The 23716-nt window shown below is 48.6% G+C and carries 21 protein-coding genes; 15 read left to right on the plus strand and 6 right to left on the minus strand.

The features are described 5' to 3' along the window. Nucleotides 1-10: 10 nt before the first annotated feature. Nucleotides 11-256, minus strand: coding sequence for a hypothetical protein (locus Q8K39_RS09560; protein WP_186951590.1), 246 nt, complete (start codon nt 254-256; stop codon nt 11-13). A gap of 133 nt (nt 257-389) precedes the next feature. Here Q8K39_RS09560 and phaC point away from each other — a divergent pair, with 133 nt between their 5' ends. From phaC to Q8K39_RS09595, 7 genes are all read left to right on the plus strand, one after another. After that, entirely contained in the window at nt 390-2108 is a 1719-nt protein-coding gene (gene phaC / locus Q8K39_RS09565; protein WP_305259701.1) for a class I poly(R)-hydroxyalkanoic acid synthase, read from the plus strand. A gap of 44 nt (nt 2109-2152) precedes the next feature. Beyond that, a complete protein-coding gene (locus Q8K39_RS09570) occupies nt 2153-2893 on the plus strand; it encodes a 3-ketoacyl-ACP reductase (protein ID WP_305259703.1) in 741 nt (246 codons plus the stop codon). A 447-nt stretch (nt 2894-3340) separates the two neighbouring features. Beyond that, the gene (phaR, locus tag Q8K39_RS09575; protein ID WP_186951587.1) at nt 3341-3898 is read left to right on the plus strand and encodes a polyhydroxyalkanoate synthesis repressor PhaR; all 558 of its coding nucleotides are present in this window, start codon (nt 3341-3343) and stop codon (nt 3896-3898) included. Nucleotides 3899-4054: 156 nt separating this feature from the next. Next, a complete protein-coding gene (gene rimO, locus Q8K39_RS09580) occupies nt 4055-5437 on the plus strand; it encodes a 30S ribosomal protein S12 methylthiotransferase RimO (protein ID WP_230413544.1) in 1383 nt (460 codons plus the stop codon). Continuing rightward, nucleotides 5437-5913, plus strand: coding sequence for a hypothetical protein (locus Q8K39_RS09585; RefSeq protein WP_186951586.1), 477 nt, complete (start codon nt 5437-5439; stop codon nt 5911-5913). The genes rimO and Q8K39_RS09585 overlap by 1 nt, the downstream gene beginning before the upstream one ends. Nucleotides 5914-6032: 119 nt before the next feature. Continuing rightward, nucleotides 6033-6977 carry a S9 family peptidase gene (locus Q8K39_RS09590; RefSeq protein WP_222616371.1) on the plus strand — a complete coding sequence of 315 codons (945 nt, stop codon included), beginning with the start codon at nt 6033-6035 and terminating at the stop codon, nt 6975-6977. A 179-nt stretch (nt 6978-7156) separates the two neighbouring features. Next, nucleotides 7157-8338 carry a cystathionine beta-lyase gene (locus tag Q8K39_RS09595; protein WP_305259712.1) on the plus strand — a complete coding sequence of 394 codons (1182 nt, stop codon included), beginning with the start codon at nt 7157-7159 and terminating at the stop codon, nt 8336-8338. A 38-nt stretch (nt 8339-8376) separates the two neighbouring features. Here the strand turns inward: Q8K39_RS09595 and Q8K39_RS09600 are convergent, their stop codons facing one another. From Q8K39_RS09600 to Q8K39_RS09620, 5 genes are all read right to left on the minus strand, one after another. Continuing rightward, nucleotides 8377-8616, minus strand: coding sequence for a hypothetical protein (locus Q8K39_RS09600; RefSeq protein WP_186951584.1), 240 nt, complete (start codon nt 8614-8616; stop codon nt 8377-8379). Nucleotides 8617-8788: 172 nt separating this feature from the next. Next, the gene (gene acnA / locus Q8K39_RS09605) at nt 8789-11524 is read right to left on the minus strand and encodes an aconitate hydratase AcnA (RefSeq protein WP_305259714.1); all 2736 of its coding nucleotides are present in this window, start codon (nt 11522-11524) and stop codon (nt 8789-8791) included. 87 nt (nt 11525-11611) lie between these two features. Continuing rightward, nucleotides 11612-12094: a hypothetical protein gene (locus tag Q8K39_RS09610; protein WP_305259716.1), complete on the minus strand. Its 483-nt coding sequence runs from the start codon at nt 12092-12094 to the stop codon at nt 11612-11614. Between the two features lie 10 nt (nt 12095-12104). After that, nucleotides 12105-13076, minus strand: coding sequence for a CoA ester lyase (locus tag Q8K39_RS09615; RefSeq protein ID WP_305259718.1), 972 nt, complete (start codon nt 13074-13076; stop codon nt 12105-12107). Between the two features lie 66 nt (nt 13077-13142). Continuing rightward, the gene (locus Q8K39_RS09620) at nt 13143-14132 is read right to left on the minus strand and encodes a malate dehydrogenase (RefSeq protein ID WP_305259720.1); all 990 of its coding nucleotides are present in this window, start codon (nt 14130-14132) and stop codon (nt 13143-13145) included. A gap of 354 nt (nt 14133-14486) precedes the next feature. Between Q8K39_RS09620 and Q8K39_RS09625 the strand changes: the two genes are divergently transcribed. The 8 genes from Q8K39_RS09625 (at nt 14487) to Q8K39_RS09660 (ending at nt 23708) form a co-directional block, all read left to right on the plus strand. Continuing rightward, nucleotides 14487-15299 (plus strand): GntR family transcriptional regulator, encoded by an 813-nt coding sequence (locus Q8K39_RS09625; protein ID WP_186951579.1) that lies wholly within the window; start codon nt 14487-14489, stop codon nt 15297-15299. Nucleotides 15300-15503: 204 nt separating this feature from the next. Continuing rightward, nucleotides 15504-15911, plus strand: a complete 408-nt coding sequence (gene sdhC / locus Q8K39_RS09630) for a succinate dehydrogenase, cytochrome b556 subunit (protein WP_186951578.1) — start codon at nt 15504-15506, stop codon at nt 15909-15911. Further along, entirely contained in the window at nt 15912-16280 is a 369-nt protein-coding gene (gene sdhD, locus Q8K39_RS09635; protein WP_186951577.1) for a succinate dehydrogenase, hydrophobic membrane anchor protein, read from the plus strand. A 1-nt stretch (nt 16281) separates the two neighbouring features. After that, nucleotides 16282-18057, plus strand: coding sequence for a succinate dehydrogenase flavoprotein subunit (sdhA, locus tag Q8K39_RS09640; protein WP_186951576.1), 1776 nt, complete (start codon nt 16282-16284; stop codon nt 18055-18057). A gap of 12 nt (nt 18058-18069) precedes the next feature. Beyond that, on the plus strand, nt 18070-18780 hold the full coding sequence (locus Q8K39_RS09645) for a succinate dehydrogenase iron-sulfur subunit (protein ID WP_162041574.1): 711 nt from the start codon (nt 18070-18072) through the stop codon (nt 18778-18780). 140 nt (nt 18781-18920) lie between these two features. Then, entirely contained in the window at nt 18921-19202 is a 282-nt protein-coding gene (locus tag Q8K39_RS09650; RefSeq protein ID WP_186951575.1) for a succinate dehydrogenase assembly factor 2, read from the plus strand. A gap of 60 nt (nt 19203-19262) precedes the next feature. After that, nucleotides 19263-20567: a citrate synthase gene (gene gltA, locus Q8K39_RS09655; protein ID WP_186951574.1), complete on the plus strand. Its 1305-nt coding sequence runs from the start codon at nt 19263-19265 to the stop codon at nt 20565-20567. 285 nt (nt 20568-20852) lie between these two features. Beyond that, nucleotides 20853-23708 carry a 2-oxoglutarate dehydrogenase E1 component gene (locus tag Q8K39_RS09660; RefSeq protein ID WP_305259729.1) on the plus strand — a complete coding sequence of 952 codons (2856 nt, stop codon included), beginning with the start codon at nt 20853-20855 and terminating at the stop codon, nt 23706-23708. Nucleotides 23709-23716: the final 8 nt, after the last annotated feature.

The raw sequence follows: 23716 nt of genomic DNA on the forward strand, positions 1-23716 counted from the left end.
AATGTTTGGATTAATCTGCTTTTGTTTCTGCTTGTTGATGGTCACCTGAAACTGTTGGAGTTCCAGATTGTTTTTGCAGTGCAGCTTGTTTTTCCCGTTGTTCACGCTTGCGCTGTGGTGTACGCATCAGGTATAAAACTATTGTTAAAGGAAAAACGCAATACAAGAGGAAAGTCATGATGCCTGCAATAACAGAGTGCTCTGTGATTGACATCATCAGTACGACATAAATCCAGGCGATTGCGACGATATACATAAAAAGACCTTATTTATTATTGTGAGTATTGGGTGGGCATTTGCAATAACGGGAATTGTATTGCGGCCTCATTAATCAGGGAAAGAAAGCTTAAAATTATTTCGAAACGATACGCGAAAATCAGGAGGCACGCATGAAGACTTTCGATCCTCAAGCTATGTACTCCGAGTGGATGTCACAGCTAGTGAATCAAGATATATGGCAGGAGTGGATGAAACCTGCCGCAACGATGAACCCTATGCCGGCGGCAGACATGCTGAAGGATTTGGGGGCGCAGATAGACCAAGCCACAATGACGCGCTTGCAAACGGAGTATATGCAAGAGTTTGGCAAGCTATGGCAAGACTTTGCCATATCCAAAATTCCTGATTTGAATGACAGGCGTTTTTCTGCCCCGGACTGGCATAACCATGCCATGCACTCTTATAGTGCGGCTTCTTATCTTTTGAATGCGCGATTTTTGATGGCCATGGCTGAGTCTGTTCAGGCGCCAATCAAGACAAAACAGAAAATCGGTTTTGCAGTGCAGCAAATGATTGATGCCATGTCGCCGGCTAATTTTCTGGTCACCAATCCAGAAGCGCAAAGCAAACTGATAGAGAGTAAAGGCGAGAGCCTGGCCAAGGGCATTACCCAAATGCTGGCCGACATGCAAAAAGGCCGCATCTCCCAGACAGATGAATCTGCCTTTGAAGTCGGTAAGAATGTCGCTACCTCAGCTGGCACGGTGGTGTATGAAAACCGTTTGTTCCAATTGATTCAATATCAGCCAACCACCAAGACTGTTCATCAGCGCCCGTTGCTGATGGTGCCACCTTGCATCAATAAATTCTATATCCTGGATTTGCAACCTGAGAACTCGGTTGTGCGTTATGCAGTTGATCAGGGGCATACAGTTTTCCTGGTGTCATGGGCAAATCCGGACGAAAGCATGGCTGAAGTCAGCTGGAATGACTATATCGAAGATGGTGCCATACAGGCTATCAAGGTCGTGCAAAAGATCAGCAAGCAAGACAAGATCAATACATTCGGCTTTTGCGTAGGCGGCACGATTGTTTCTACAGCCTTGTCAGTATTGGCGGCACGTGGCGAACATCCGGCCAGTAGCTTGACCTTATTGACCACTTTGCTCGACTTTACACAGACTGGTGTGCTGGATGTGTTCGTCGACGAAATGCAAGTCAAGATGCGTGAGCAAACAATAGGTAGCCGCGGGATTTTGCCTGGTAAAGACCTGGCTAGTACGTTCTCCAGCCTGCGAGCGAATGACTTGGTCTGGAATTATGTTCAGTCAAATTACCTCAAGGGTGAAGCACCGCCACCATTTGATCTCTTGTATTGGAATGCAGATAGCACCAACTTGCCTGGCCCCATGTTTTGCTGGTATCTGCGCAATACCTATCTGGAAAACAAGCTCAAGCAGCCAGGTGCGTTGACAGTGGCAGGCAGCAAGGTTGATCTCGGCAAAATAGACGCGCCTTGCTTTGTCTATGGTTCCCGTGAAGATCATATTGTCCCTTGGCAGGCAGCTTACGCTTCCACGGCTTTGCTAAATCCCCGTCATAAAAACAGGAACCGTTTTGTACTGGGTGCTTCTGGCCATATCGCTGGTGTGGTCAATCCTCCGGCCAAGAAAAAAAGAAGTTACTGGACCAATGAGCAAACTGGCCTGGATTCAGAAAGTTGGCTGGCAAGCGCTACCGAACACCCAGGTAGCTGGTGGCCAGAATGGTCGGCCTTTTTGGCGGAACATGGTGGTAAAATGGTAAAAATACCAACGATCCCTGGTAATGCAGATTTCCCGGCGATTGAAGCTGCACCAGGGCGTTACGTGAAGGTAAGAGCAGATTGAAGGTTTGTTGTTAAGTAATAAAAATTTCAATTAGGAGAACAAATATGTCAAAACGTGTTGCTTATGTAACTGGTGGTATGGGTGGTATTGGAACTCCAATTTGCAGACGTTTGTGCAGAGATGGTTATACAGTAGTTGCTGGTTGTGGCCCTAATTCAGCCCGTAAAGATAAATGGCTGGCAGATATGCGTGCTGAAGGCCTGGATATTCACGCTTCTGAAGGAAATGTGTCGGATTGGGAATCAACCAGAGCAGCTTTTGAAAAGGTCAGGGCAGAAATTGGTGAAGTGGATGTGCTGGTGAATAATGCTGGCATCACCCGTGACGGCCAGTTCCGCAAGATGAGCAAGGGAGATTGGGATGCAGTCATGGATACCAATCTGAATTCCCTGTTCAACGTCACCAAGCAAGTCATCGATGGTATGGTAGACCGCGGTTGGGGGCGTATCATCAATATTTCCTCTGTTAATGGTCAAAAAGGTCAGTTTGGACAAACTAATTACTCTACTGCTAAAGCTGGCATTCATGGATTCTCCATGGCCCTGGCGCAGGAAGTGGCGACCAAGGGTGTGACTGTCAATACGGTTTCCCCGGGCTATGTTGGTACTGACATGGTCAAGGCTATACGTCCTGATGTATTGGAAAAAATTGTTGCTGGTATCCCCGTCAAGCGTCTGGCTGAGCCTGAAGAAATTGCCTCTATTGTTGCCTGGATTGCATCTGATGAAGGTGGTTATGCTACTGGCTCAGACTTCTCCATCAATGGTGGTTTGCATATGGGCTAATCACCGCCATCCCTCAGAACCTGTTTCCGATCTTACTGCGCGAGCGTGATCGAGGCTCATGTGTTGCTCAAAATGCTCATGTCCTAGTGTACATTCCGCTTTTTGCGCTACTCTTCGCCCCGCTGAGGCTCGCTCGCTACAGATCGCAAACAGGTTCTTAGAAGCTGCCGGGAATTAGAATAAATTTTTAAATTGGCTTTTTAGCCTCCCTGATTGCTGTCTTTCTTCTGCAGTGCGGTAAAATATGCTCATCCGAGTCGCAAGATTTCGATGGGCATATCTTTTGCAGGCTGCAGAATATAAGATGCAAATAAAAAAGGGGACAAACATGAAAGCTGTTTTGGTCGTGCCAGAACAAGAAATCATGTTTGCGTGAATAGTCTGTGCTGCTTTGGCGAGTGATCCTCATCAAGTGGCAGGATATCGAAGTGTTTAACTGAGATTTCAATGAATAGCGCAAAAAAATCAACACAGCATCTGATCAAGAAATATCCTAACCGTCGTCTGTACGACACGCAAACCAGTAGCTATATCACGTTGGTCGACGTCAAACAGTTTGTATTGGAAAACGATGATTTCGCGGTAGTCGATGCAAAAACTGGCGAAGATTTGACGCGCAGCATACTGTTGCAAATCATTCTGGAAGAAGAGGCGGGCGGTTCACCGATGTTTTCCAGCGTCGTATTGTCGCAAATCATTCGCTATTATGGTCATGCCATGCAAGGCATGATGGGTAATTATCTGGAAAAAAACGTCCAGGCCTTTATCGATATCCAGAACAAGCTGGCCGAGAATTCTAAGGGCATCTATGAAGGCAAGCCTTTCAGCCCTGAAATGTGGACCCAGTTCATGAATGTTCAGGGCCCGATGATGCAGGGCATGATGGGCAACTACATAGAACAGAGCAAGAATTTGTTTGTGCAAATGCAAGAACAAATGCAAAGCCAGACAAAAAACATGTTCAATGTCTTCCCGTTCAATCCTGAAGATGTGAATAAAAAGTAAATAAACAATAAATAAAATACAGCTTGAACAGGTTAGTATTCTGACTTAAGCCCCTGATTCTTCAGGAAATTAATCGCAGATGCGGCAAGTTGGGCTGGCAAAAAGGGTACAATAGCGGATTCGCTTTTGTACCCTTTTTGCTATTAATTATCCCATATGTCTATCTCAGAAATTCGTCGTCAAGAAATGCCTGCTACCCACAAGGTGGGATTTGTTTCCCTGGGTTGTCCGAAGGCTCTCGTCGATTCCGAACAAATCCTGACCCAATTGCGTGCTGAGGGTTATGACACTGCCAAATCCTATGATGGTGCTGACCTGGTCATCGTCAACACCTGCGGCTTCATTGATGCCGCCGTACAGGAATCCCTGGATGCAATAGGCGAGGCTTTGGCTGAAAATGGCAGGGTGATTGTGACCGGTTGTCTGGGCGCTAAAAAAGGTGCTGATGGCAAGGACATGATACAGTCCATACACCCCAAAGTACTTGAGGTGACTGGCCCGCACGCAGTCGGCGAAGTCATGGCGGCAGTGCATAAGCATTTGCCAAAGCCGCATGAACCCTTTATGGATTTAGTGCCTCCACAAGGCGTCAAACTGACGCCCAAGCATTTCGCTTACCTGAAAATATCCGAAGGCTGCAACCATCGTTGCAGCTTCTGCATTATCCCCTCCATGCGTGGTGACTTGGTATCCCGCCCGATTGCCGATGTGATGATGGAAGCAGAAAATCTGTTCAAGGCCGGGGTCAAGGAGTTGCTGGTGATTTCCCAGGACACCAGTGCCTATGGCGTTGATGTGAAGTTCCGTATGGGATTCTGGAACGGCAAGCCGGTCAAAACACATATGACGCAATTGGTAGAGGCCTTGGGTGAATTGGCCAAGCAGTATGATGCCTGGGTGCGCCTGCATTATGTCTATCCGTATCCGCACGTAGACCAGATCATTCCTTTCATGAACAATGGACATGTCCTGCCTTACCTGGACGTTCCTTTGCAGCATGCTCACCCTGACGTGTTGAAGCGCATGAAGCGTCCAGCCAGTGGCGAAAAAAATATAGAACGTATCAAGGCATGGCGTGAAATGTGCCCTGAGATCACGATACGCTCTACCTTCATCGCCGGCTTTCCAGGTGAGACAGAGGAAGAGTTTGAGTATCTGCTCGATTTCCTGAAAGAAGCTGAAATTGACCGTCTGGGTTGCTTTGCCTATTCGCCAGTCGAAGGCGCAACCGCCAATGAAATCGCCAATCAATTGCCAGATGAGGTTCGCGAAGATCGCCGCCGTCGCGTTATGGAATTGCAGGAGGGTATATCCAAAAAACGCCTCCAAGCAAAAATCGGCAAAACTATGCGCGTGCTGATCGATTCACTGGATCGCAGCGGTGGCGTAGGCCGCAGTTCTGCTGATGCGCCTGAGATTGATGGCGTCGTCTATGTGAAGCCACCTTTCGAACCACACCGTAAACTCAAGGTTGGTGAATTCGTTGAAGTAAAAATTACTGCGGCTGATGCCCATGATCTGTGGGGCGAAGCAGTCTGATGAGATTTTTACGTTTAGTTTTATTGCCACTGACTCTGCTGTCAGGGTTTGCAGCTCAGGCTGAAGATAAGTCCGAACCTGTTCCTGCTGTGAAATCAGGCTTTGCGCCCATGTCCAATCCTTTTTTTGCCGGTGCAATTGAATTGCGTGGCACCATGGGGAGTGACAAAATCCGTATGCACATACAGCCCAAACCCGAAGACCGCGACAGTGTCGAAGGCTCTTATGTTGTTGCAGGTGGCAAACGCAATAATGGGAAGAAGATTTTGCTGGCAGGCGAAGTCAGTAAAAACAAACTCAGTATGGAAGAGTCAGAGGACGGCGTAGATGTCTCTGGTCAATGGGATGGCGAGCTCAAGGATAATGTGATACGCGGCGTCTGGCAATCAGACGATGGCAAAGTCAGCAAGGAATTTGTGTTGGAATTGTTGCCACCTTCCAAAACAAGGAAAGTCAAAGCTTCCTCTGCTAAATAAAGTTTTAGGTTTGGTGCTCTAGTCATGCACTGTCATCGAATTCATCGAATGATTGCAGACGTGTAGTACGTCTGCAATGTCCGACCTATCTCTATGTGATTTTTTCCTGACCCATAAAAATGCTTACCATACGAAAATTCTGTGCACTTGCTTTGCTGTCGGCTTCAGTTTCTCAATTTGCACTTGCTGATAGCGCGCCAAATCCTGCATCCTTTGCTACATTTCGCAAGCAGTTCAAGACTCAGGTAAGCTATGACGGCGACTATCGTAGCCCGGTAGGCAACTCGCCGGACAATGTGTTTAAGGCAGTACGCTATCAGTCCGCAGTGGGGCAGCTTGCCGCTATGTTGACTTCAGATCCTAAAGACGGAAAAAAACACCCAGCCGTAATCTGGATTACTGGTGGCGATAGTAATTCAATTGATGGAACATCCTTGTCAAAGGTCAAGCCGAGAGCAAATGATCAATCTGCGGCAGCCTATCGCAAAGCAGGTATTGTGATGATGTTCCCAACTTTGCGTGGCGGTAATGACAATCCGGGCAAACATGAAGCGCACTTTGGTGAGATCGATGATGTGCTGGCAGCGGCCGATTATTTGGCGCAACAACCCTGGGTTGATCCGGCCCGAATCTATCTTGGAGGCCATAGTACTGGCGGTACTCTGGTATTGATGACTGCAGAAGCCAGTAAACGATTCAGGGCAGTTTTTTCATTTGGTCCGGTCGCCAATTTGCGTGACTACGGAAACATGATACCTGTTAATTTCGACAAGATCAGCTATGCAGAGCAGGTGTCACGTGCGCCCTATTACTGGCTACCATCTGTCCAAAGCCCTTTATTCATTATCGAAGGGGTAGATGGCAATATCGATTCTTTGGAATCACTACGTAGCAAATCCAGCAATCCCAATATCCAATTTCTGTCGGTAAAAGGAGCGTCACATTTTACGATTTTGGCTCCAGGTAATGATCTTATTGCCAGAAAAATTTTGCTTGATGATGGTGTTGTCAGCAATATCAAATTGACAGAAAGTGAAATGATTAACGAGCTCTCAAAAAAATAGATCAACTCATTTGCTGTCATAGGCTTGTTCCTTTGAAGTCAGTGATACGCCAAAAAGACGCGGCAAGCGTCTTTTTTGCCATCATGGAGTGATGTGCTACATCTGCGCTAACATGCTCCAGATACAATGAACTCATTTTGAGTTGCTTGCGAATCAGGAATCAGGAATCAGGAATCAGCATGTCAGAAAACACTAAACCAGAGCCAGGGTTCAATACCCGTATTGTTCATAGCGAGTATGAAGCACCGGAAGGCTTTGCTGCTTTTCCAGTCGGCATCCATCATGCATCCACAGTCTTGTTTGACAATGTTGCCACCATGCGCGAACGTAGCTGGCTGGACAAATCGTCTTATACCTATGGCTTGCATGGCACGCCCACTAGTTTTACCTTGGAAGCCAGGCTGGCAGAAATAGAGAAGGGCGAGCATTGCCTGTTGACGCCCAGTGGTCTGGCAGCGATCACACTGGTGAATATGGCTTTCCTGCAAAGCGGTGATCATGTATTGATACCGGATAATGTGTATGGCCCCAGTCGCGATCAGGCTGAATGGCTGTCGCGTAGTTTTGGTATCAGTGTGAGCTTCTACGATCCTTTAATAGGTGCTGGCATCGCCGCTTTGATAGAAGAACGCACCTGCCTGATCTGGGTGGAGGCACCTGGCTCGGTCTCGATGGAGGTGCCGGACGTGCCTGCGATATGCGCAGTTGCCCATGCGCGTGGTGTGCTGGTGGCTCTGGATAATACCTGGTCGGCAGGCATTGCATTTGCAGCTTTTGAGCACGGTGTGGATATCATCATGCAGGCGCTGACTAAATATCAAAGTGGTGGTTCAGATGTATTGATGGGGGCAGTCATTACCCGTGACGAGGCACTCAATGCCCGGCTGCAAATGGCGCACATGCGGCTGGGTTTTGGCGTGGGTATGGATGATGTCTATCTGGTCCTGCGCAATTTGCCGACACTGCAACTACGTTTCAATGCACACGATCAAAGTGCGCGCAAAATTGCTTCCTGGCTGGCAAGTCGCCCAGAAATCAGCAAGGTTTTGCATCCAACCTTGCCAGATTGCCCTGGACATGACATCTGGCAACGTGACTTTACTGGTGCGGGAGGCTTATTTTCTGTGTTGTTTGATGCGAAGTTTAGTGAAGAGCAAACTGACCGCTTTGTCGATAGTCTGAAATTGTTCAAGCTGGGTTATAGCTGGGGTGGGGCGCATAGCCTATGCATACCCTATCGCATACAGCATATGCGTACCAACTGGCCTGAATCCGGGATTTTGGTGCGTTTCAATATAGGTCTGGAAGACACACAAGACCTGATAGCTGATATACAGCAGGCTTTGACTATGCTGAACTAGAGAAAAGGCTGCAAGCCTGCAGCCTTTGTCTTGTCGGCTTATTTGCTGGCACTACTTGCCGCCGCGTCAGACGCTGGTGTAGCTGTCGTACTTGCTTCGGATGCTGCAGCTGGCAAACTAGCCGGGGCAGGTGCTGATGCACTGGCAGAAGCTGAATGGACTTCGGTCGGGTTATGGCCTGCAGCTTCACCTTGCATATCGACTTTATCGCCTCCTTTAAAAATCAGGAACAGGCCAGCAGCTGCAAAAATAATAAAGCCGACGAGAATTTTCCACATAATTGTCTCCAGAGTTAAATTTTTAAGATGAACTAAGCTTAGATGAACTTGCTTACATCATTCTTGCATGCTCATGCATTGAAAGAAAAACCAAAGAAAAAAGGTGAATTTCCTGAGAAATTCACCTTTTTCAATCCATCCCTGCCAGCAGGAATGGATTTGCTTCTATAGCTTAGGCCGCCAGCAATTGACGCAATACAAATGGCAAGATGCCACCGTGTTTATAGTAATCAACCTCGATAGGTGTATCTATGCGCAACAAGACTTTGACATCTTGTTTTTCACCGTTGGCACGGTTGATGACCAGGGTCACTTCTTGCTGAGGCTTGATTTCATCTTCTATGCCTTTCAGGTCGAAAGATTCATTCCCTGTGATGCCCAACGTATCGACGCTGTCAGTGCCGATAAATTGCAAAGGCAATACGCCCATGCCAACCAGGTTGGAACGGTGGATACGTTCAAAAGAACGTGCGATTACCGCTTTGACGCCCAGCAATTGTGTACCTTTTGCTGCCCAGTCACGGGAAGAGCCTGTGCCGTATTCTTCACCACCGAAAATCATGGTTGGTACGCCGTCAGCAACATATTTCATTGCTGCGTCATAGATGGCCATAGGTTCGCCGGTTGGCTGGAACAAAGTTTCGCCGCCTTCAACGCGGGAACCATCTTCCTTGGCCGGGATCATGAGATTTTTGATGCGCACGTTGGCAAATGTGCCGCGCATCATGATTTCATGGTTACCACGACGTGAACCGTAGGAATTGAAATCGGCTTTCAGAACGCCGTTTTCTTTGAGCCATTTACCTGCAGGGCTGGATTCCTTGATGGAGCCGGCTGGGGAGATATGGTCAGTCGTGATGGAGTCGCCGAACACACCCAATGCGCGCGCACCAGTGATGCCAGTCGCGGCCGCTTTTGGTTCCATCGTAAAGTCAGCAAAGAATGGTGGCTCAGCAATGTAGGTGGATGCAGGCCAGTTATATACTTGACCTTCAGCGACACCCTTGATGTTTTCCCACAGCTTGCCTGGTGCGCCTTTAACGTCTGCGTAGTTTTCCTTGAAAGTCTTGGAATTCATCGCATACTTCATCAGTTTGTTGATTTCTGCGCTGGTAGGCCAGATGTCGCCCAGGAAAATGTCCTTGCCTTTGACGCGACCCACTGGCTCTGTCATCAGGTCTCTGGTCATGTTGCCAGCGATAGCATAAGCAACAACCAAAGGAGGGGAGGCCAGGAAGTTGGAGCGGATATTCGGGTGTATGCGTGCTTCAAAGTTGCGGTTGCCAGACAAGATGGCAGATGCCACGATATCGTTGGAGGCAATTGCTTCGTTCATCGCAGGTGTCAGGTCACCGGCATTACCGATACAGGTAGTGCAACCATAGGCAGTGACGCCGAAACCCAGTTTTTCCAGGTAAGGTAAGAGGCCAGCTGCTTCCAGGTATTTAGTGACGACGCGCGAGCCAGGGGCCAGCGATGTCTTGATGTGTGGGGCCACTTTCAAACCAGCTTCAACTGCTTTCTTGGCCAGCAAGCCGGCTGCCAGCAAAACGCTAGGATTGGATGTGTTGGTGCAGGAAGTAATTGCAGCGATCAGTACATCGCCGTTCTTGACTTTGACACCATCAGTATTGGTGTAGACAGCATCCAGGTCTTCTGCTTTTTTGTTGAAACCATTTTCGGAAGTTGGTTTCGAGAACAGGTCTGCAAAAGTGGATTTGACATTGCCGATTTCGATACGGTCTTGTGGGCGCTTGGGACCAGCCAGGGAGGGAGCAACTGTGGACAGATCCAGCGAAATTTCTGTGGTGTAGTCGATGTCACCAGCAGCAGGGATACCGAACATTTTCTGGGCTTTGAAATAGCCTTCGAATGCGTCGATTTCTGCCTTGGTGCGGCCTGTGCCTTTGAAGTAATCAATCGTTGCTTCATCAACAGGGAAGAAGCCCATGGTCGCGCCGTATTCAGGCGCCATGTTGGCGATGGTTGCGCGGTCTGTCAGGGACAGGGAGCGTGTGCCTTCGCCAAAGAATTCAACAAACTTGCCAACTACTTTGGCCTTGCGCAGCAATTCCGTGATTGTCAGCACCAGATCCGTTGCAGTACAACCTTCGCGCAGTGCGCCTGTCAGGTTGACGCCGACTACATCTGGTGTCAGGAAGTAAACTGGCTGGCCCAGCATGCCGGCTTCTGCCTCGATACCACCAACGCCCCAGCCAACTACGCCGATACCATTGATCATGGTGGTATGGGAATCAGTGCCTACCAGTGTATCTGGATAGAAAATTTCATTTTTCTTGGCATCTTTGACTTTGTGGACGCCACGTGCCAGGTATTCCAGGTTAACCTGGTGAACAATGCCAAAGCCTGGGGGAACCACGCCAAAAGTGTCAAATGCCTGCATGCCCCATTTCATGAACTGGTAACGCTCGTTATTGCGTTGGAATTCCAGTTTCATGTTCAGGTCCAGCGCTTTCTTTTCGCGGAAATGATCGATTTGTACTGAGTGATCAACTACCAGGTCAACCGGTACCAAAGGCTCAATATTTTTTGGATTTTTACCTTGTTTGGCAGCCACATTGCGCATGGCAGCCAGGTCGGCCAGCAAGGGTACGCCAGTAAAGTCTTGCAGTACTACGCGAGAAACCACGAAAGGGATTTCGTCAGTACGGGCAGCAGTAGCACTCCAGTTAGCCAATTGTTTGACATGCTCTTCTGTAACTTTTTTACCATCACAGTTACGCAGCACTGATTCCAGCACGATGCGAATGGAGACTGGCAGGCGTGAGATATTTACGCCGAGATTTTTTTCCAGTGCAGGCAGAGAAAAGAACTTGCCTTTCTTGGTGTCTGAAATTTTAAAATCCTTCAGGGTTTTGAATGCATCTTTGTACGCATTTTGGCTCATGGCTCTTCCTCTTATTTACAAAAATCAACGGTCAAAAAAAAATTCTTACTGCAACAAACTCTCAAGTACGAGGTTTGTTGAAAATGCTTACTTAGCTGGGATTGCTGTTCCTGGTATATTTTCAACTTCGGCAATGATAGGCTCAACTGGTTTGCACTCATTGGCAAGTTGCAGACCCCTGCGTGAATCCAGTAATAGTGCTTTTGTAGGTATACCTATCCAGACGAAGCCTGCTTTACGGTTTTCAAAGCGGTGTGCACCAGTTGTGGTCTCAACGCGTGTCAGTCGATACAGGCGTTTTTTCCAGCGCATTGCCATATGCTGATCGTCATCAGGGTTGGTGTACATTGTCAATGAATTGCCAAGTTCGCACTTGTATTCAAAGTTCTTTTGCTGTTGTACGTCCGGTTCTGGCTCATCATCTTCTTTTGGGGCACCGACTTGTGTTGCTGATTTTGCGGTTTTCGCAGAAATCTTGCTCTTACCCTTCTGGGTTTCAGCAGCGTTTATACTAGTGGAAAGCAGGGCACATGCAGCAAATGCCAGGCTGATAAAAGAAAATAGTTTCATAAAAGTCTCCCTAAAGTAATTCTTGTGCTGCTGCTGGTAATACAAATGGCCCTGACTGGGCCCGTTTTAAAATTGTCCAATAATAGCGGTAACTGGCTCTGTCATGTAACTGTCCTTGCCACTGTGTTGGTCCCCAGGCCTGGTTTTTTGCCTGGGTCAGGATGGCGACAGCGTCAAGGATTTCATTTTCACTGGGTGAAAATGCCTCAATGACGGGGCGTATTTGTTCCGGATGTATGCTCCACATGCGGGTGTAGCCGCATTCGCTGGCTGCGCGGCGCGCATCATTTGCTACTACGTTCACATCTCTGATCTCTGTGGAGACATTATGTGAGGCGACTTTGCCATAGCGGTGGCAGGCGGCGGCGATTTCCAGCTTGGCGCGCAAAACCAGTGGGTGATTGAACTGGCCAGGAGAGCGCATCGCGCTCGCAGGTATCGCGCCAAAATGGGAGGACACAAAATCCATCAAACCAAATGACAGGCATTCAACCTGGGGCAGGGCAGCAATTTGCTGCACTTCTACAAGTGCGCCATGGGTTTCTATCAAGACGTGAACCGGTATCAATTGGCCGTTACTTTTTTTGCCAAAGTGATTAATGCGTTGCAGTGCGGCTTGCAACTCGGCAGTGTTATTGATTTTTGGTAAAACCAGGTAGGCAAGCGTGTCTGCGCATGTCGGCAGTATCAGTTCCAGGTCTTGTTCAAATGCCGCATGATGTACGTCGTGTACCCGCGCGCCCAGACGCTGGTAATGATTGTCAGAGCTGGCGACCAAAGCTGCGACCAGCTTTGCATGGGCTATCTCATTGCCAGCGGCTGCGCCGTCTTCGCAATCGAGAGTGATATCAAAAATTCCACCTAGTTCCTGTTGTAGCGCAATCGATTTGCGCATCAATTTCTCAGATCCTGCGTAATGGTCGCAGACCGGCAATATAACCGGTTGAATTTGATCTTGAAAAAGTACTGTAGATGGGTGCATTACTTAAAATATCATCGTGAACCAAGGCAGATTCCAGCGAGTGCCAGAATCTGCCCCCTGACCTGATTAACCTACCAGGTGTTTGACGCCATCACGCTCTTCTTGCAGTTCTTTGAGGGTGATGTTGATGCGTTCGCGGGAGAATTCGTCGATTTCCAGACCTTCAACGATTTTGTACTCGCCATTCTCTGTTGTTACAGGGAAGCCAAACATGGTGCCTTCAGGAATGCCATAAGAGCCATCGGAAGGGATGCCCATGGTAGTCCATTTACCGTTTGTGCCCAGCAACCAGTCACGTACGTGGTCGATTGCTGCGTTCGCTGCAGAAGCCGCAGATGACAGGCCACGTGCTTCGATAATCGCTGCGCCGCGTTTGCCAACTGTAGGCAGGAATATATCCTTGTTCCAGACTTGATCGTTGATCAGGTCTTTGACAGATGCGCCGTCAACTGTCGCAAAGCGATAGTCAGCGTACATGGTTGGGGAATGATTGCCCCAGACGCACAGTTTTTCAATTGCAGCAACTGGCTTGCCAACTTTGGCAGCGACTTGAGACAAGGCGCGGTTATGATCCAGGCGCAGCATGGCTGTGAAGTTTTTCGCTGGCAGGGAAGGTGCCGACTTCATGGCGATGTAAGCATTGGTGTTGGCTGGATTGCCAACCACGAGAACTTTAACATTGCGTGATGCAACTGCATCCAGTGCCTTGCCTTGTACAGTGAAAATCTGTGCATTGGCTTCCAGCAGGTCTTTGCGTTCCATGCCTGGGCCGCGTGGACGTGCGCCAACCAGCAAGGCGACGTCGATATCTTTGAACGCTGTCATTGGATCGCTGTGAGCAGACATGCCTGCCAGCAACGGGAATGCGCAGTCGTCGATTTCCATCATTACGCCTTTCAGCGCTTTTTGGGCTTTTTCGTCAGGAATTTCCAATAATTGCAGAATCACTGGCTGGTCTTTGCCCAGCATGTCGCCATTGGCGATACGGAACAGAAGGGAATAGCCGATTTGGCCTGCGGCGCCGGTTACAGCTACGCGCATAGGGGATTTCGCCATGATGCATCTCCGAAGTGGTGTGAAAACGATGTTCAAACAATTGCAGCGACTGCTAAGCCGACGCTATGAAAAAACTTAATGATACCGTTGAAAGCCCTGTCAGTCAGCCAAAATCCGCTGCAAACATGTTTTCGTCCTTTACATTGAAAGCGTTCGAACTATATTGCTTGGTGTGATAGCTGTGCGTGACAGATTGATAGCTGGTGCTGGCCTGATGCTGACGCCAACTATTTGTACGGGAGTTTAGGTCGTGCAGGGCTAAGTGTCAATCAATATCTTATGTCTTATATAAGACATATCACTTAGTAGTTTGTTCTGGACGTGGTGGGTGGTTTTGTGGTGAAATTGCAGTCTATGAACTCTATCATATCAACCGCGAATAATCCGACTGTTGTACCAACTGCTTCAGGTGCCGGGGTTGGTGCTTCTTCAGCCTCATCCTTGAACGCTTCACCTACCTTCAGTCCGTTATATCAACAGATCAAAGCGCTGATTACCCAGAGTCTGCAATCTGGTGAGTGGAAGCCAGGTGAGTTGATTCCCAGTGAGATGGAATTGGCTAGTCGTTTCAAAGTCAGTCAGGGTACGGTCCGCAAGGCGATTGATGAGTTGTCAGCAGAAAACCTGGTCGTGCGCAGGCAAGGGAAGGGGACTTTTGTCGCTACCCACCACGAGGCGCGTTCGCAATTCCGTTTTTTGCGACTGGCGCCTGATGAGGGTGTGCCGCATTATCCTGAGAACCGCATCATTGAAGTCAAGCGCATGCGCGCGCCAGCAGAAGTGGCGCGTTTGCTGGATATCAAATCTGGTGATTCCGTTGTTTTTATTCGCCGGGTCCAATCCTTTTCTGGTGTTCCGACGATTCTTGATGACCTGTGGTTGCCTGGTTCCATCTTCAAAGGTTTGACGGTCGAACGCCTGAATGAATACAAGGGTCCCATGTACGGTCTTTTTGAAACGGAATTTGGTACGCACATGATAAGGGCTTCTGAACAAATCCGCGCGGTGTGTGCAGATGAGGCGGTCGCAAGTTTATTGGGTGTTGGTGTGGGTATGCCTTTGCTTAATGTTGAGCGTGTTTCCTTTACTTACGGCGATAAGCCGGTAGAGTTGCGTCGAGGTTTGTATTTGACTTTGAATCACCATTACAGGAATGAATTGAGCTAAATCAATAAATCAGATATGTCGACCGTTTTTTTGTTCGACGTGTCCTGACCTTGTGGACGTGTGTTTGCGTGCTCTGCGCCTGCGGAGCTTTAGGTTTAAGATAGCGATATTTTGTAAATTGCGCCGAATTTTGTTGGTGCAATGCACCAAAATGAGCGAAAATTGCAAGGTTTATGTACAGACTAGTTAATGGGGAGATTATTTATGTCTGAAGTAGTAAGAGCCAAGCCACGCTTTGGTGTCATGCGCTTGATAGATGCGACCGGTTACCGGTTGCCGCTAGCAGGCTTCGTTTCCATCTTGCACCGGGCAAGTGGAATGCTGATGTTCCTGTTGTTGCCATTCATCTTGTACCTGCTAGATAAGAGTTTGACTTCAGAGTCGACATTTGCTGAATTGCAGGCTTTGACATCTGGTGTTTTTGTCAAGCTGGTTATTCTGGCTTTGTCATGGGCTTATCTGCATCATTTCTGCGCGGGTGTTCGTCACTTGTTCATGGATTTGCACTATGGTCTGAACAAGGATACTGCGCGTCAATCTGCAGTAAGTGTCTTGGTGATCAGTTTGTCGCTGACAGCATTGGTTGCGTTGAAATTGTTCGGAGTATTCTAAATGGCAAATAATAATATCGGGCCTAAGCGCCTGGTCGTGGGAGCGAGTTACGGTTTGCGTGACTGGCTGGCGCAACGCGTAACAGCCATCGTGATGGCGCTGTATACCATCATTTTGCTGGGCTTGTTTTTGACAGGTAAAAATTTCAATCAGGCTGGCTGGGCAGGCATATTTGCCATGCAATGGTTCAAGCTGGCGACATTCTCTGTTGTTGTCTGCCTGCTGTACCACGCCTGGGTTGGTATGCGCGATGTCTGGATGGATTATGTGACGCACAATGTATTTGTTCGTCTGGTATTTCAAGTTGCCACTATTCTGTGGCTGATTGCTTGTGCTGGCTATGCTGCACAGATTTTGTGGAGAGTATAAAGTGGCTGCAATTAAATCCACAATCCCTAGCCGCCGTTTTGATGCGGTCATCATTGGTGCTGGTGGTTCCGGCATGCGTGCTTCGCTGCAACTGGCTGAAGCTGGCCTGAATGTTGCTGTACTGTCGAAAGTATTTCCTACACGTTCTCATACTGTAGCGGCTCAGGGCGGTATCGGTGCTTCACTCGGCAATATGTCGGAAGACAACTGGTACTGGCATATGTTTGACACGGTCAAGGGTTCTGATTACCTGGGTGATCAGGATGCGATCGAATTCATGTGTCGCGAGGCGCCAAAAGTTGTATACGAACTTGAGCATTTCGGCATGCCTTTTGACCGTAATGCTGATGGTACGATTTATCAGCGGCCATTCGGCGGTCATACTGCCAACTTTGGTGAGAAGGCTGTGCAACGTGCTTGCGCTGCGGCTGACCGTACTGGTCATGCTTTGTTGCATACACTGTATCAGCGCAATGTGCGCGCCCGCACCCATTTCTTTGTTGAATGGATGGCAATCGACCTTATCCGTGATGCGGATGGTGATGTGCTGGGTGTCGTTGCGCTGGAAATGGAAACTGGCGAAGTCATGATGCTGGAAGCCAAAACCACGATATTTGCTACTGGTGGTGCAGGTCGTATCTGGGCTGCCTCCACCAATGCCTTTATCAATACCGGTGATGGCATGGGCATGGCGGCGCGTGCTGGTTTACCACTGGAAGATATGGAATTCTGGCAATTCCACCCAACCGGTGTTGCTGGTGCGGGTGTGTTGATTACAGAAGGTGTGCGCGGTGAGGGCGGTATTCTGATCAATAGTCAGGGTGAGCGCTTCATGGAGCGTTATGCGCCTACCTACAAAGATTTGGCTCCACGTGACTTTGTTTCCCGCTCCATGGATCAGGAAATCAAAGAAGGTCGTGGCTGTGGTCCGAATAAAGATCACGTCATGCTGGATTTGCGTCACATCGGTGCTGACACCATTCAAAAACGCTTGCCGTCAATCCTCGAAATCGCCCACAAGTTTGCCAACGTGGATGCGACCAAGGAGCCGATTCCTGTCGTTCCTACCATTCACTATCAGATGGGTGGTATCCCGACCAATATTCATGGTCAGGTTGTTGCACCTAAAAATGGTGGTAGTGAAGTCGTCAATGGCCTGTATGCAATCGGCGAGTGCGCCTGCGTATCCGTACACGGTGCCAATCGTCTGGGTACTAACTCTCTGCTCGATTTACTGGTGTTTGGTCGTGCAGCTGGCAACCATGTTGTTGCCAGCAAGCTCAAAGAACGCAGCAACAAGGATTTGCCTGCTGATGCAGCGGATCTCGCGTTGTCACGTTTGTCCAAGCTGGAAACTAGCACTGGTTCCGAGCGTGTGCAAGACGTTGCCAATGATATTCGTGCCAGCATGCAGCAATACTGCGGCGTATTCCGTACTGATGAATTGCTGCAAACTGGCTACAAGAAAATTATGGAGCTTGATGAGCGTCGCAAACATGTGTCTTTCAAGGATAAATCCAAAGTCTTCAATACAGCACGTGTAGAAGCGCTGGAGCTGGATAATCTGATTGAAACAGCCAAAGCAACGATTACATCTGCTGCCGCCCGTAAAGAATCCCGTGGTGCTCACGCCCACCGTGATTATGAAGAGCGCGACGACGTTAACTGGATGAAGCATACCTTGTGGTATTCCGAAGGCAATCGCCTTGACTACAAGCCGGTCGTGACCAAACCACTGACCGTAGAACCCTTCAAGCCGAAACCACGTACATTCTAAAGAGATATCGATATGGCACGTACATTAAAATTTAAAATCTACCGCTACGATCCGGACAAGGATGCCAAGCCTTACATGCAAGACTTGACCGTAGAACTGCAAGACACTGACAAGATGTTGCTGGATGCATTGCAACGCATTAAATCTGACGTTGATGACTCTTTGGCACTGCGCCGCTCATGCCGTGAAGGCGTGTGTGGTTCTGATGCGATGAACATCAATGGCAAAAATGGCCTGGCATGTACCACCAATCTGAATGAATTGAGTGAGCCTATTGTCTTGCGTCCTTTGCCTGGCTTGCCTGTCATCCGTGATTTGATCGTGGATATGACGCAATTCTTCAAGCAATACAATTCCATCAAGCCCTACCTGATGAATGATTCTATTCCTCCGGAAAAAGAACGTCTGCAGTCTCCTGCGGAACGTGAAGAGCTCGACGGCTTGTATGAGTGCATCCTGTGCGCATGTTGCTCTACATCATGCCCATCTTTCTGGTGGAATCCGGATAAATTCGTTGGCCCGGCAGGTTTGTTGCAGGCTTATCGCTTCATTGCTGATTCACGTGATCAGGCAACTGGCGAACGTCTTGATAACCTTGAAGATCCGTATCGTTTGTTCCGTTGCCACACCATCATGAATTGTGTGGATGTCTGTCCTAAAGGTCTGAATCCTACCCGTGCTATCGGTAAGATTAAAGAACTGATGGTTCGTCGTGCAGTCTAATTCTGTAATCTAGATTCGCAGTCTAGGTTTGCAGTTCAGTTTGCATTTCAGCGATGTCTCAGGGCATCGCTGCTATTTCATGCGGTTTTCCAGGCAAGCTGAGAGCCGCATGAAATAGTCAGTATGGAAGAGAATTAATTATGTCTGAGTCACAAGCTATATCCCATCAAAACGACCCGGTAAAGCGTGCACGTTTGCGATGGCGGGCAAGGCGCGGTTTGCTTGAAAACGATTTGATCTTGACGCGTTTTCTGGATGCCAATGAAGAATCACTGACAGATGAGGAAGTGGATGCCTTCAGCCGCCTGATGGAATTGCCAGACAATACATTAATGGATCTGATTATGGCCAAGAAACAAGCCGAAGCCGAAGTCGATCTGCCTCATGTTCATGCATTATTGCTGCGCCTGCAAACGGCGTAAGTCAATTTGATTTTTGTGTTTTTTTGATTAACGACTCACCTCTTATCTGAAGGAAGAGCCATGACAAATTCTGAAACAAAAGCCACCCTATCATTCTCCGATGGCTCACCAGCCCTGGAAATGCCGATTTACAAGGGCTCAATTGGTCCCGATGTCATTGACATCCGTAAATTGTATGGTTCTACCGGCATGTTCACCTATGATCCAGGTTTCATGTCCACGGCAGCCTGTAATTCTTCTATTACTTATATCGATGGCGACAAGGGTGAATTGCTGTATCGCGGTTACCCAATTGAGCAACTGGCTGTTAATGGCGGCGACTTCCTGGAAACCTGCTATCTGTTGCTAAATGGCGAATTGCCAAATGCTGCGCAGAAAACTGAATTTGTTGCGACCGTCACCAATCACACCATGGTGCACGAGCAGATGCAATTCTTCTTCCGTGGCTTCCGCCGTGATGCGCATCCTATGTCAGTATTGGTCGGTACAGTCGGTGCTCTGGCATCTTTTTACCATGATTCGCTGGATATCAATGATCCGCATCACCGCGAAGTATCAGCGATCCGCCTGATCGCCAAGATGCCGACGCTGGTAGCAATGGCCTATAAATATTCTATCGGTCAGCCTTTCGTGTATCCACGAAATGACTTGTCGTATAGCGCGAACTTCATGCACATGATGTTCTCTACACCATGCGCGCCGTACAAAACCAATGAAGTGCTGGTACGTGCCTTGGATCGTATCCTGATCCTGCATGCAGATCACGAGCAAAATGCTTCTACATCGACAGTTCGCTTGGCTGGTTCTTCTGGTGCCAATCCATTTGCCTGTATCGCTGCTGGTATCGCATGCTTGTGGGGTCCTGCTCATGGTGGTGCAAATGAAGCTGCATTGAGCATGCTGGAAGAAATCGGCAGTGTCGACAATATTCCTACCTTTATCGCTCAGGTCAAAGACAAAAACTCTGGCGTGAAGCTGATGGGCTTTGGTCACCGTGTTTATAAAAACTATGACCCTCGCGCCAAACTGATGCGTGAAACCTGCTATGAAGTGTTGCAAGAGCTGGGTCTGCAAGATGATCCATTGTTTAAGCTGGCAATGGCACTGGAGAAAATTGCGCTGGAAGACGAATACTTCGTGAGCCGGAAACTGTATCCTAACGTCGATTTCTATTCTGGTATCGTACAACGCGCGCTGGGTATCCCAACTGCATTGTTCACAGGTATTTTTGCTCTGGCGCGTACAGTAGGCTGGATCGCTCAATGGAAAGAAATGATTTCTGATCCTGAGCAAAAAATCGGTCGCCCACGTCAATTGTTTGTTGGCGCAGCTAAACGTGATGTGCCAGCGATAGATAAACGTTAATCTTTAACTATTATATGTTGTTGTAAAAAGCGAGTCTTCAAGACTCGCTTTTTTTTTCTTCAGTAATTATGCTATGCTTCGCCACGAAAGTAATTTTCACAGATAACTTTCGTGATTCAATCAAAAATCATATCCAATTAACATGTTTTTTGATTTGATCTCGAGGATAGTTTGAACTAAGCCCTTCCCCACAACTTGATGTGCAATCCGCTAACCGGTCAGGCCGTGTCGCGGAAGGTTAGATTAACCCGCTAATCTCGCGAAACGCGAAGAAAGGTGAGCAAGATGATGCAACAATATAACGCTAACTCGTACTTGTTCGGCGGCAATGCGCCGTATGTAGAAGAACTGTATGAAGCGTACCTGAATAATCCCGGTTCTGTTCCTGACAACTGGCGTGCATATTTCGACGCCATGCAAAACGTGCCTGCCGTCGACGGCTCTGCCAAGCCAGACGTTGCCCACGCACCTGTTATTGCATCGTTTGCCGAACGTGCTAAACAAGGCCCGATACGCACAGTCAATGCGACTGCTGATGCTGAGATGGGGCGCAAACGCGTCGCCGCCCAGCAACTGATCGCTGCCTATCGCTTCCTTGGTAGCCACTGGGCCAATCTGGACCCGCTGCAACGCCAGGAACGTCCAAGTATTCCTGAACTGGAACCAAGTTTCTATGGTTTTACCGATGCCGATATGGACATACAGTTCAATATCAGCAATACCTATTTCGGGCCAGAAACTGCATCATTGCGCGACCTGCTGAATGCTCTGCGTGATACTTATTGCCGTTCCATCGGTGCTGAGTTCATGTACATCAGTGACCCTACAGAAAAACGCTGGTTGCAACAAAAGCTGGAGGCAATTCGCTCCACACCATCTTTCTCTCCTGAAAAGAAAAAACACATCCTTGACCGCCTGACTGCGGCTGAAGGCCTGGAACGCTATCTGCATACCAAATATGTTGGTCAGAAGCGCTTCTCCCTGGAAGGCGGCGAAAGCTTTATCGCTTCCATGGATGAAACCATCCAGCGCGCTGGTGAGCGCGGTGTGGAAGAAATCGTTATCGGTATGGCCCACCGTGGTCGTCTGAACGTACTGGTCAATACACTGGGCAAAATGCCTCAGGATCTGTTTGCTGAATTTGAAGGCAAACACGGTGACGATTTGCCAGCTGGCGACGTTAAATACCACCAAGGCTTCTCGTCTGATATCTCTACACCAGGCGGCCCGGTCCACTTGTCCCTGGCGTTCAATCCTTCCCATCTGGAAATCGTTAATCCAGTGGTTGAAGGTTCTGTTAAAGCACGTATGGATCGTCGCGGCGACAAAGACGGCTCTCAAGTCTTGCCTATCCTGGTACACGGCGATGCCGCGTTTGCAGGGCAGGGCGTAGTCATGGAAACCTTGAATCTGGCGCAAACACGCGGCTACGGCACAGGTGGTACTGTGCATATCGTCATCAATAACCAGATCGGTTTTACAACTTCTGATCCACGCGATTCACGTTCAACCCTGTATTGCTCCGACGTTGTCAAAATGATCGAGGCACCGGTACTGCACGTCAATGCAGATGATCCAGAAGCCGTTGTCCTGGCTACCCAGATCGCTCTGGATTACCGTATGGAATTCAAGAAGGATGTCGTCGTTGACATTATTTGCTATCGCAAACTTGGTCACAACGAGCAAGATACGCCTGCACTGACACAGCCTTTGATGTACAAGAAGATTGCTCAGCATCCAGGCACACGCCGTATGTACGCTGACAAGTTGGCTGCGCAAGGCACTATCCCAGCGGATGGCGGCGATCAGATGGTCAAGGCTTACCGTGATGCAATGGATGCAGGCAAGCATACCCATGATCCGGTCATCTCCAACTTCAAAAACAAATACGCTGTTGACTGGATTCCTTTCCTCAATCGTAAATGGACAGATGCTGCTGACACAGCCGTACCAGCAACTGAATTGAAGCGTCTGGCCGAGCGCATTACTACCGTTCCAGAAGGCTTCAAGCCGCATAGTCTGGTAGAAAAAGTCCTGGGTGACCGCGCAGCCATGGGGCGTGGTGACATGAACCTGGACTGGGGGATGGGCGAGCATCTGGCATACGCATCCCTGGTATCTTCCGGTTATGCGATTCGCTTGACAGGTCAGGATGCAGGCCGTGGGACTTTCGTTCACCGTCACGCTGTTTTGCATGATCAAAACCGTGAACGTTGGGATGCCGGCACTTATATTCCTCTGCAAAACATTTCTGATAAACAGGCACCATTCACTGTCATTGATTCCGTTTTGTCTGAAGAAGCGGTATTGGGCTTTGAATATGGTTACTCCACTGCAGAACCAAATACGCTGACTATCTGGGAAGCACAATTCGGCGATTTCGCCAACGGTGCCCAGGTTGTTATTGATCAGTTCATCAGTTCTGGTGAAGTGAAATGGGGCCGTGCATCTGGTCTGGTCATGATGCTGCCACATGGTTATGAAGGTCAGGGCCCAGAGCATTCATCTGCACGTCCAGAGCGTTTCCTGCAACTGTGTGCTGACAACAATATGCAAGTGGTTCAGCCTACTTCTGCGTCCCAGATTTTCCACCTGTTGCGTCGTCAGATGATACGCATGTTCCGCAAGCCTCTGGTCATCATGACACCGAAGTCCTTGCTGCGTAACAAGGATGCAGGTTCACCTTTGTCCGATCTGGCCAAAGGCAGCTTCCATACGGTAATTGGTGAAGTTGACGAGAAGATCGATGCGAAGAAAGTCAAACGTGTCATCGCTTGCTCAGGCAAGGTTTATTATGACCTGGTCAATGCCCGTAAAGAGCGCGGTCAGTCTGATACGGCGATTGTTCGTGTTGAACAACTGTATCCATTCCCGCATAAGAGTTTTGTCGCTGAATTGAAAAAATTCCCGAATATGACGGAATTGGTCTGGGCACAAGATGAGCCGCAAAATCAGGGACCATGGTTCCAGATTCAGCACAATATTTTTGAAAGCCTGGAAGAAGGTCAAAAACTTGCTTATGCGGGTCGTCCAGCCAGTGCATCGCCAGCTGTCGGTTACTATGACAAGCACTATGCACAGCAAAAAGCATTGCTGGAAACGGCATTTTCCAAACTCAAAGGCTTTGTCCTGACCAAATAATGACGCGA

It is taken from the genome of Undibacterium sp., from assembly GCF_030683615.1.
In the GTDB taxonomy this organism is placed as follows: Bacteria; Pseudomonadota; Gammaproteobacteria; order Burkholderiales; family Burkholderiaceae_D; genus Undibacterium; species Undibacterium umbellatum.

What these genes read in the sequence shown, in the direction of transcription:
- Q8K39_RS09595 (WP_305259712.1), top strand. Translation starts at nt 7,157, where the DNA reads ATGTCAGAAAACACTAAACCAGAGCCAGGGTTCAATACCCGTATTGTT.
- Q8K39_RS09600 (WP_186951584.1), bottom strand. Translation starts at nt 8,616, where the DNA reads ATGTGGAAAATTCTCGTCGGCTTTATTATTTTTGCAGCTGCTGGCCTG.
- Q8K39_RS09645 (WP_162041574.1), top strand. Translation starts at nt 18,070, where the DNA reads ATGGCACGTACATTAAAATTTAAAATCTACCGCTACGATCCGGACAAG.
- sdhD (WP_186951577.1), top strand. Translation starts at nt 15,912, where the DNA reads ATGGCAAATAATAATATCGGGCCTAAGCGCCTGGTCGTGGGAGCGAGT.
- sdhC (WP_186951578.1), top strand. Translation starts at nt 15,504, where the DNA reads ATGTCTGAAGTAGTAAGAGCCAAGCCACGCTTTGGTGTCATGCGCTTG.
- Q8K39_RS09560 (WP_186951590.1), bottom strand. Translation starts at nt 256, where the DNA reads ATGTATATCGTCGCAATCGCCTGGATTTATGTCGTACTGATGATGTCA.
- Q8K39_RS09590 (WP_222616371.1), top strand. Translation starts at nt 6,033, where the DNA reads ATGCTTACCATACGAAAATTCTGTGCACTTGCTTTGCTGTCGGCTTCA.
- Q8K39_RS09610 (WP_305259716.1), bottom strand. Translation starts at nt 12,094, where the DNA reads ATGAAACTATTTTCTTTTATCAGCCTGGCATTTGCTGCATGTGCCCTG.
- acnA (WP_305259714.1), bottom strand. Translation starts at nt 11,524, where the DNA reads ATGAGCCAAAATGCGTACAAAGATGCATTCAAAACCCTGAAGGATTTT.
- Q8K39_RS09620 (WP_305259720.1), bottom strand. Translation starts at nt 14,132, where the DNA reads ATGGCGAAATCCCCTATGCGCGTAGCTGTAACCGGCGCCGCAGGCCAA.
- Q8K39_RS09585 (WP_186951586.1), top strand. Translation starts at nt 5,437, where the DNA reads ATGAGATTTTTACGTTTAGTTTTATTGCCACTGACTCTGCTGTCAGGG.
- phaC (WP_305259701.1), top strand. Translation starts at nt 390, where the DNA reads ATGAAGACTTTCGATCCTCAAGCTATGTACTCCGAGTGGATGTCACAG.
- gltA (WP_186951574.1), top strand. Translation starts at nt 19,263, where the DNA reads ATGACAAATTCTGAAACAAAAGCCACCCTATCATTCTCCGATGGCTCA.
- Q8K39_RS09660 (WP_305259729.1), top strand. Translation starts at nt 20,853, where the DNA reads ATGATGCAACAATATAACGCTAACTCGTACTTGTTCGGCGGCAATGCG.
- rimO (WP_230413544.1), top strand. Translation starts at nt 4,055, where the DNA reads ATGTCTATCTCAGAAATTCGTCGTCAAGAAATGCCTGCTACCCACAAG.
- Q8K39_RS09570 (WP_305259703.1), top strand. Translation starts at nt 2,153, where the DNA reads ATGTCAAAACGTGTTGCTTATGTAACTGGTGGTATGGGTGGTATTGGA.
- Q8K39_RS09650 (WP_186951575.1), top strand. Translation starts at nt 18,921, where the DNA reads ATGTCTGAGTCACAAGCTATATCCCATCAAAACGACCCGGTAAAGCGT.
- Q8K39_RS09615 (WP_305259718.1), bottom strand. Translation starts at nt 13,076, where the DNA reads ATGCACCCATCTACAGTACTTTTTCAAGATCAAATTCAACCGGTTATA.
- phaR (WP_186951587.1), top strand. Translation starts at nt 3,341, where the DNA reads ATGAATAGCGCAAAAAAATCAACACAGCATCTGATCAAGAAATATCCT.
- Q8K39_RS09625 (WP_186951579.1), top strand. Translation starts at nt 14,487, where the DNA reads ATGAACTCTATCATATCAACCGCGAATAATCCGACTGTTGTACCAACT.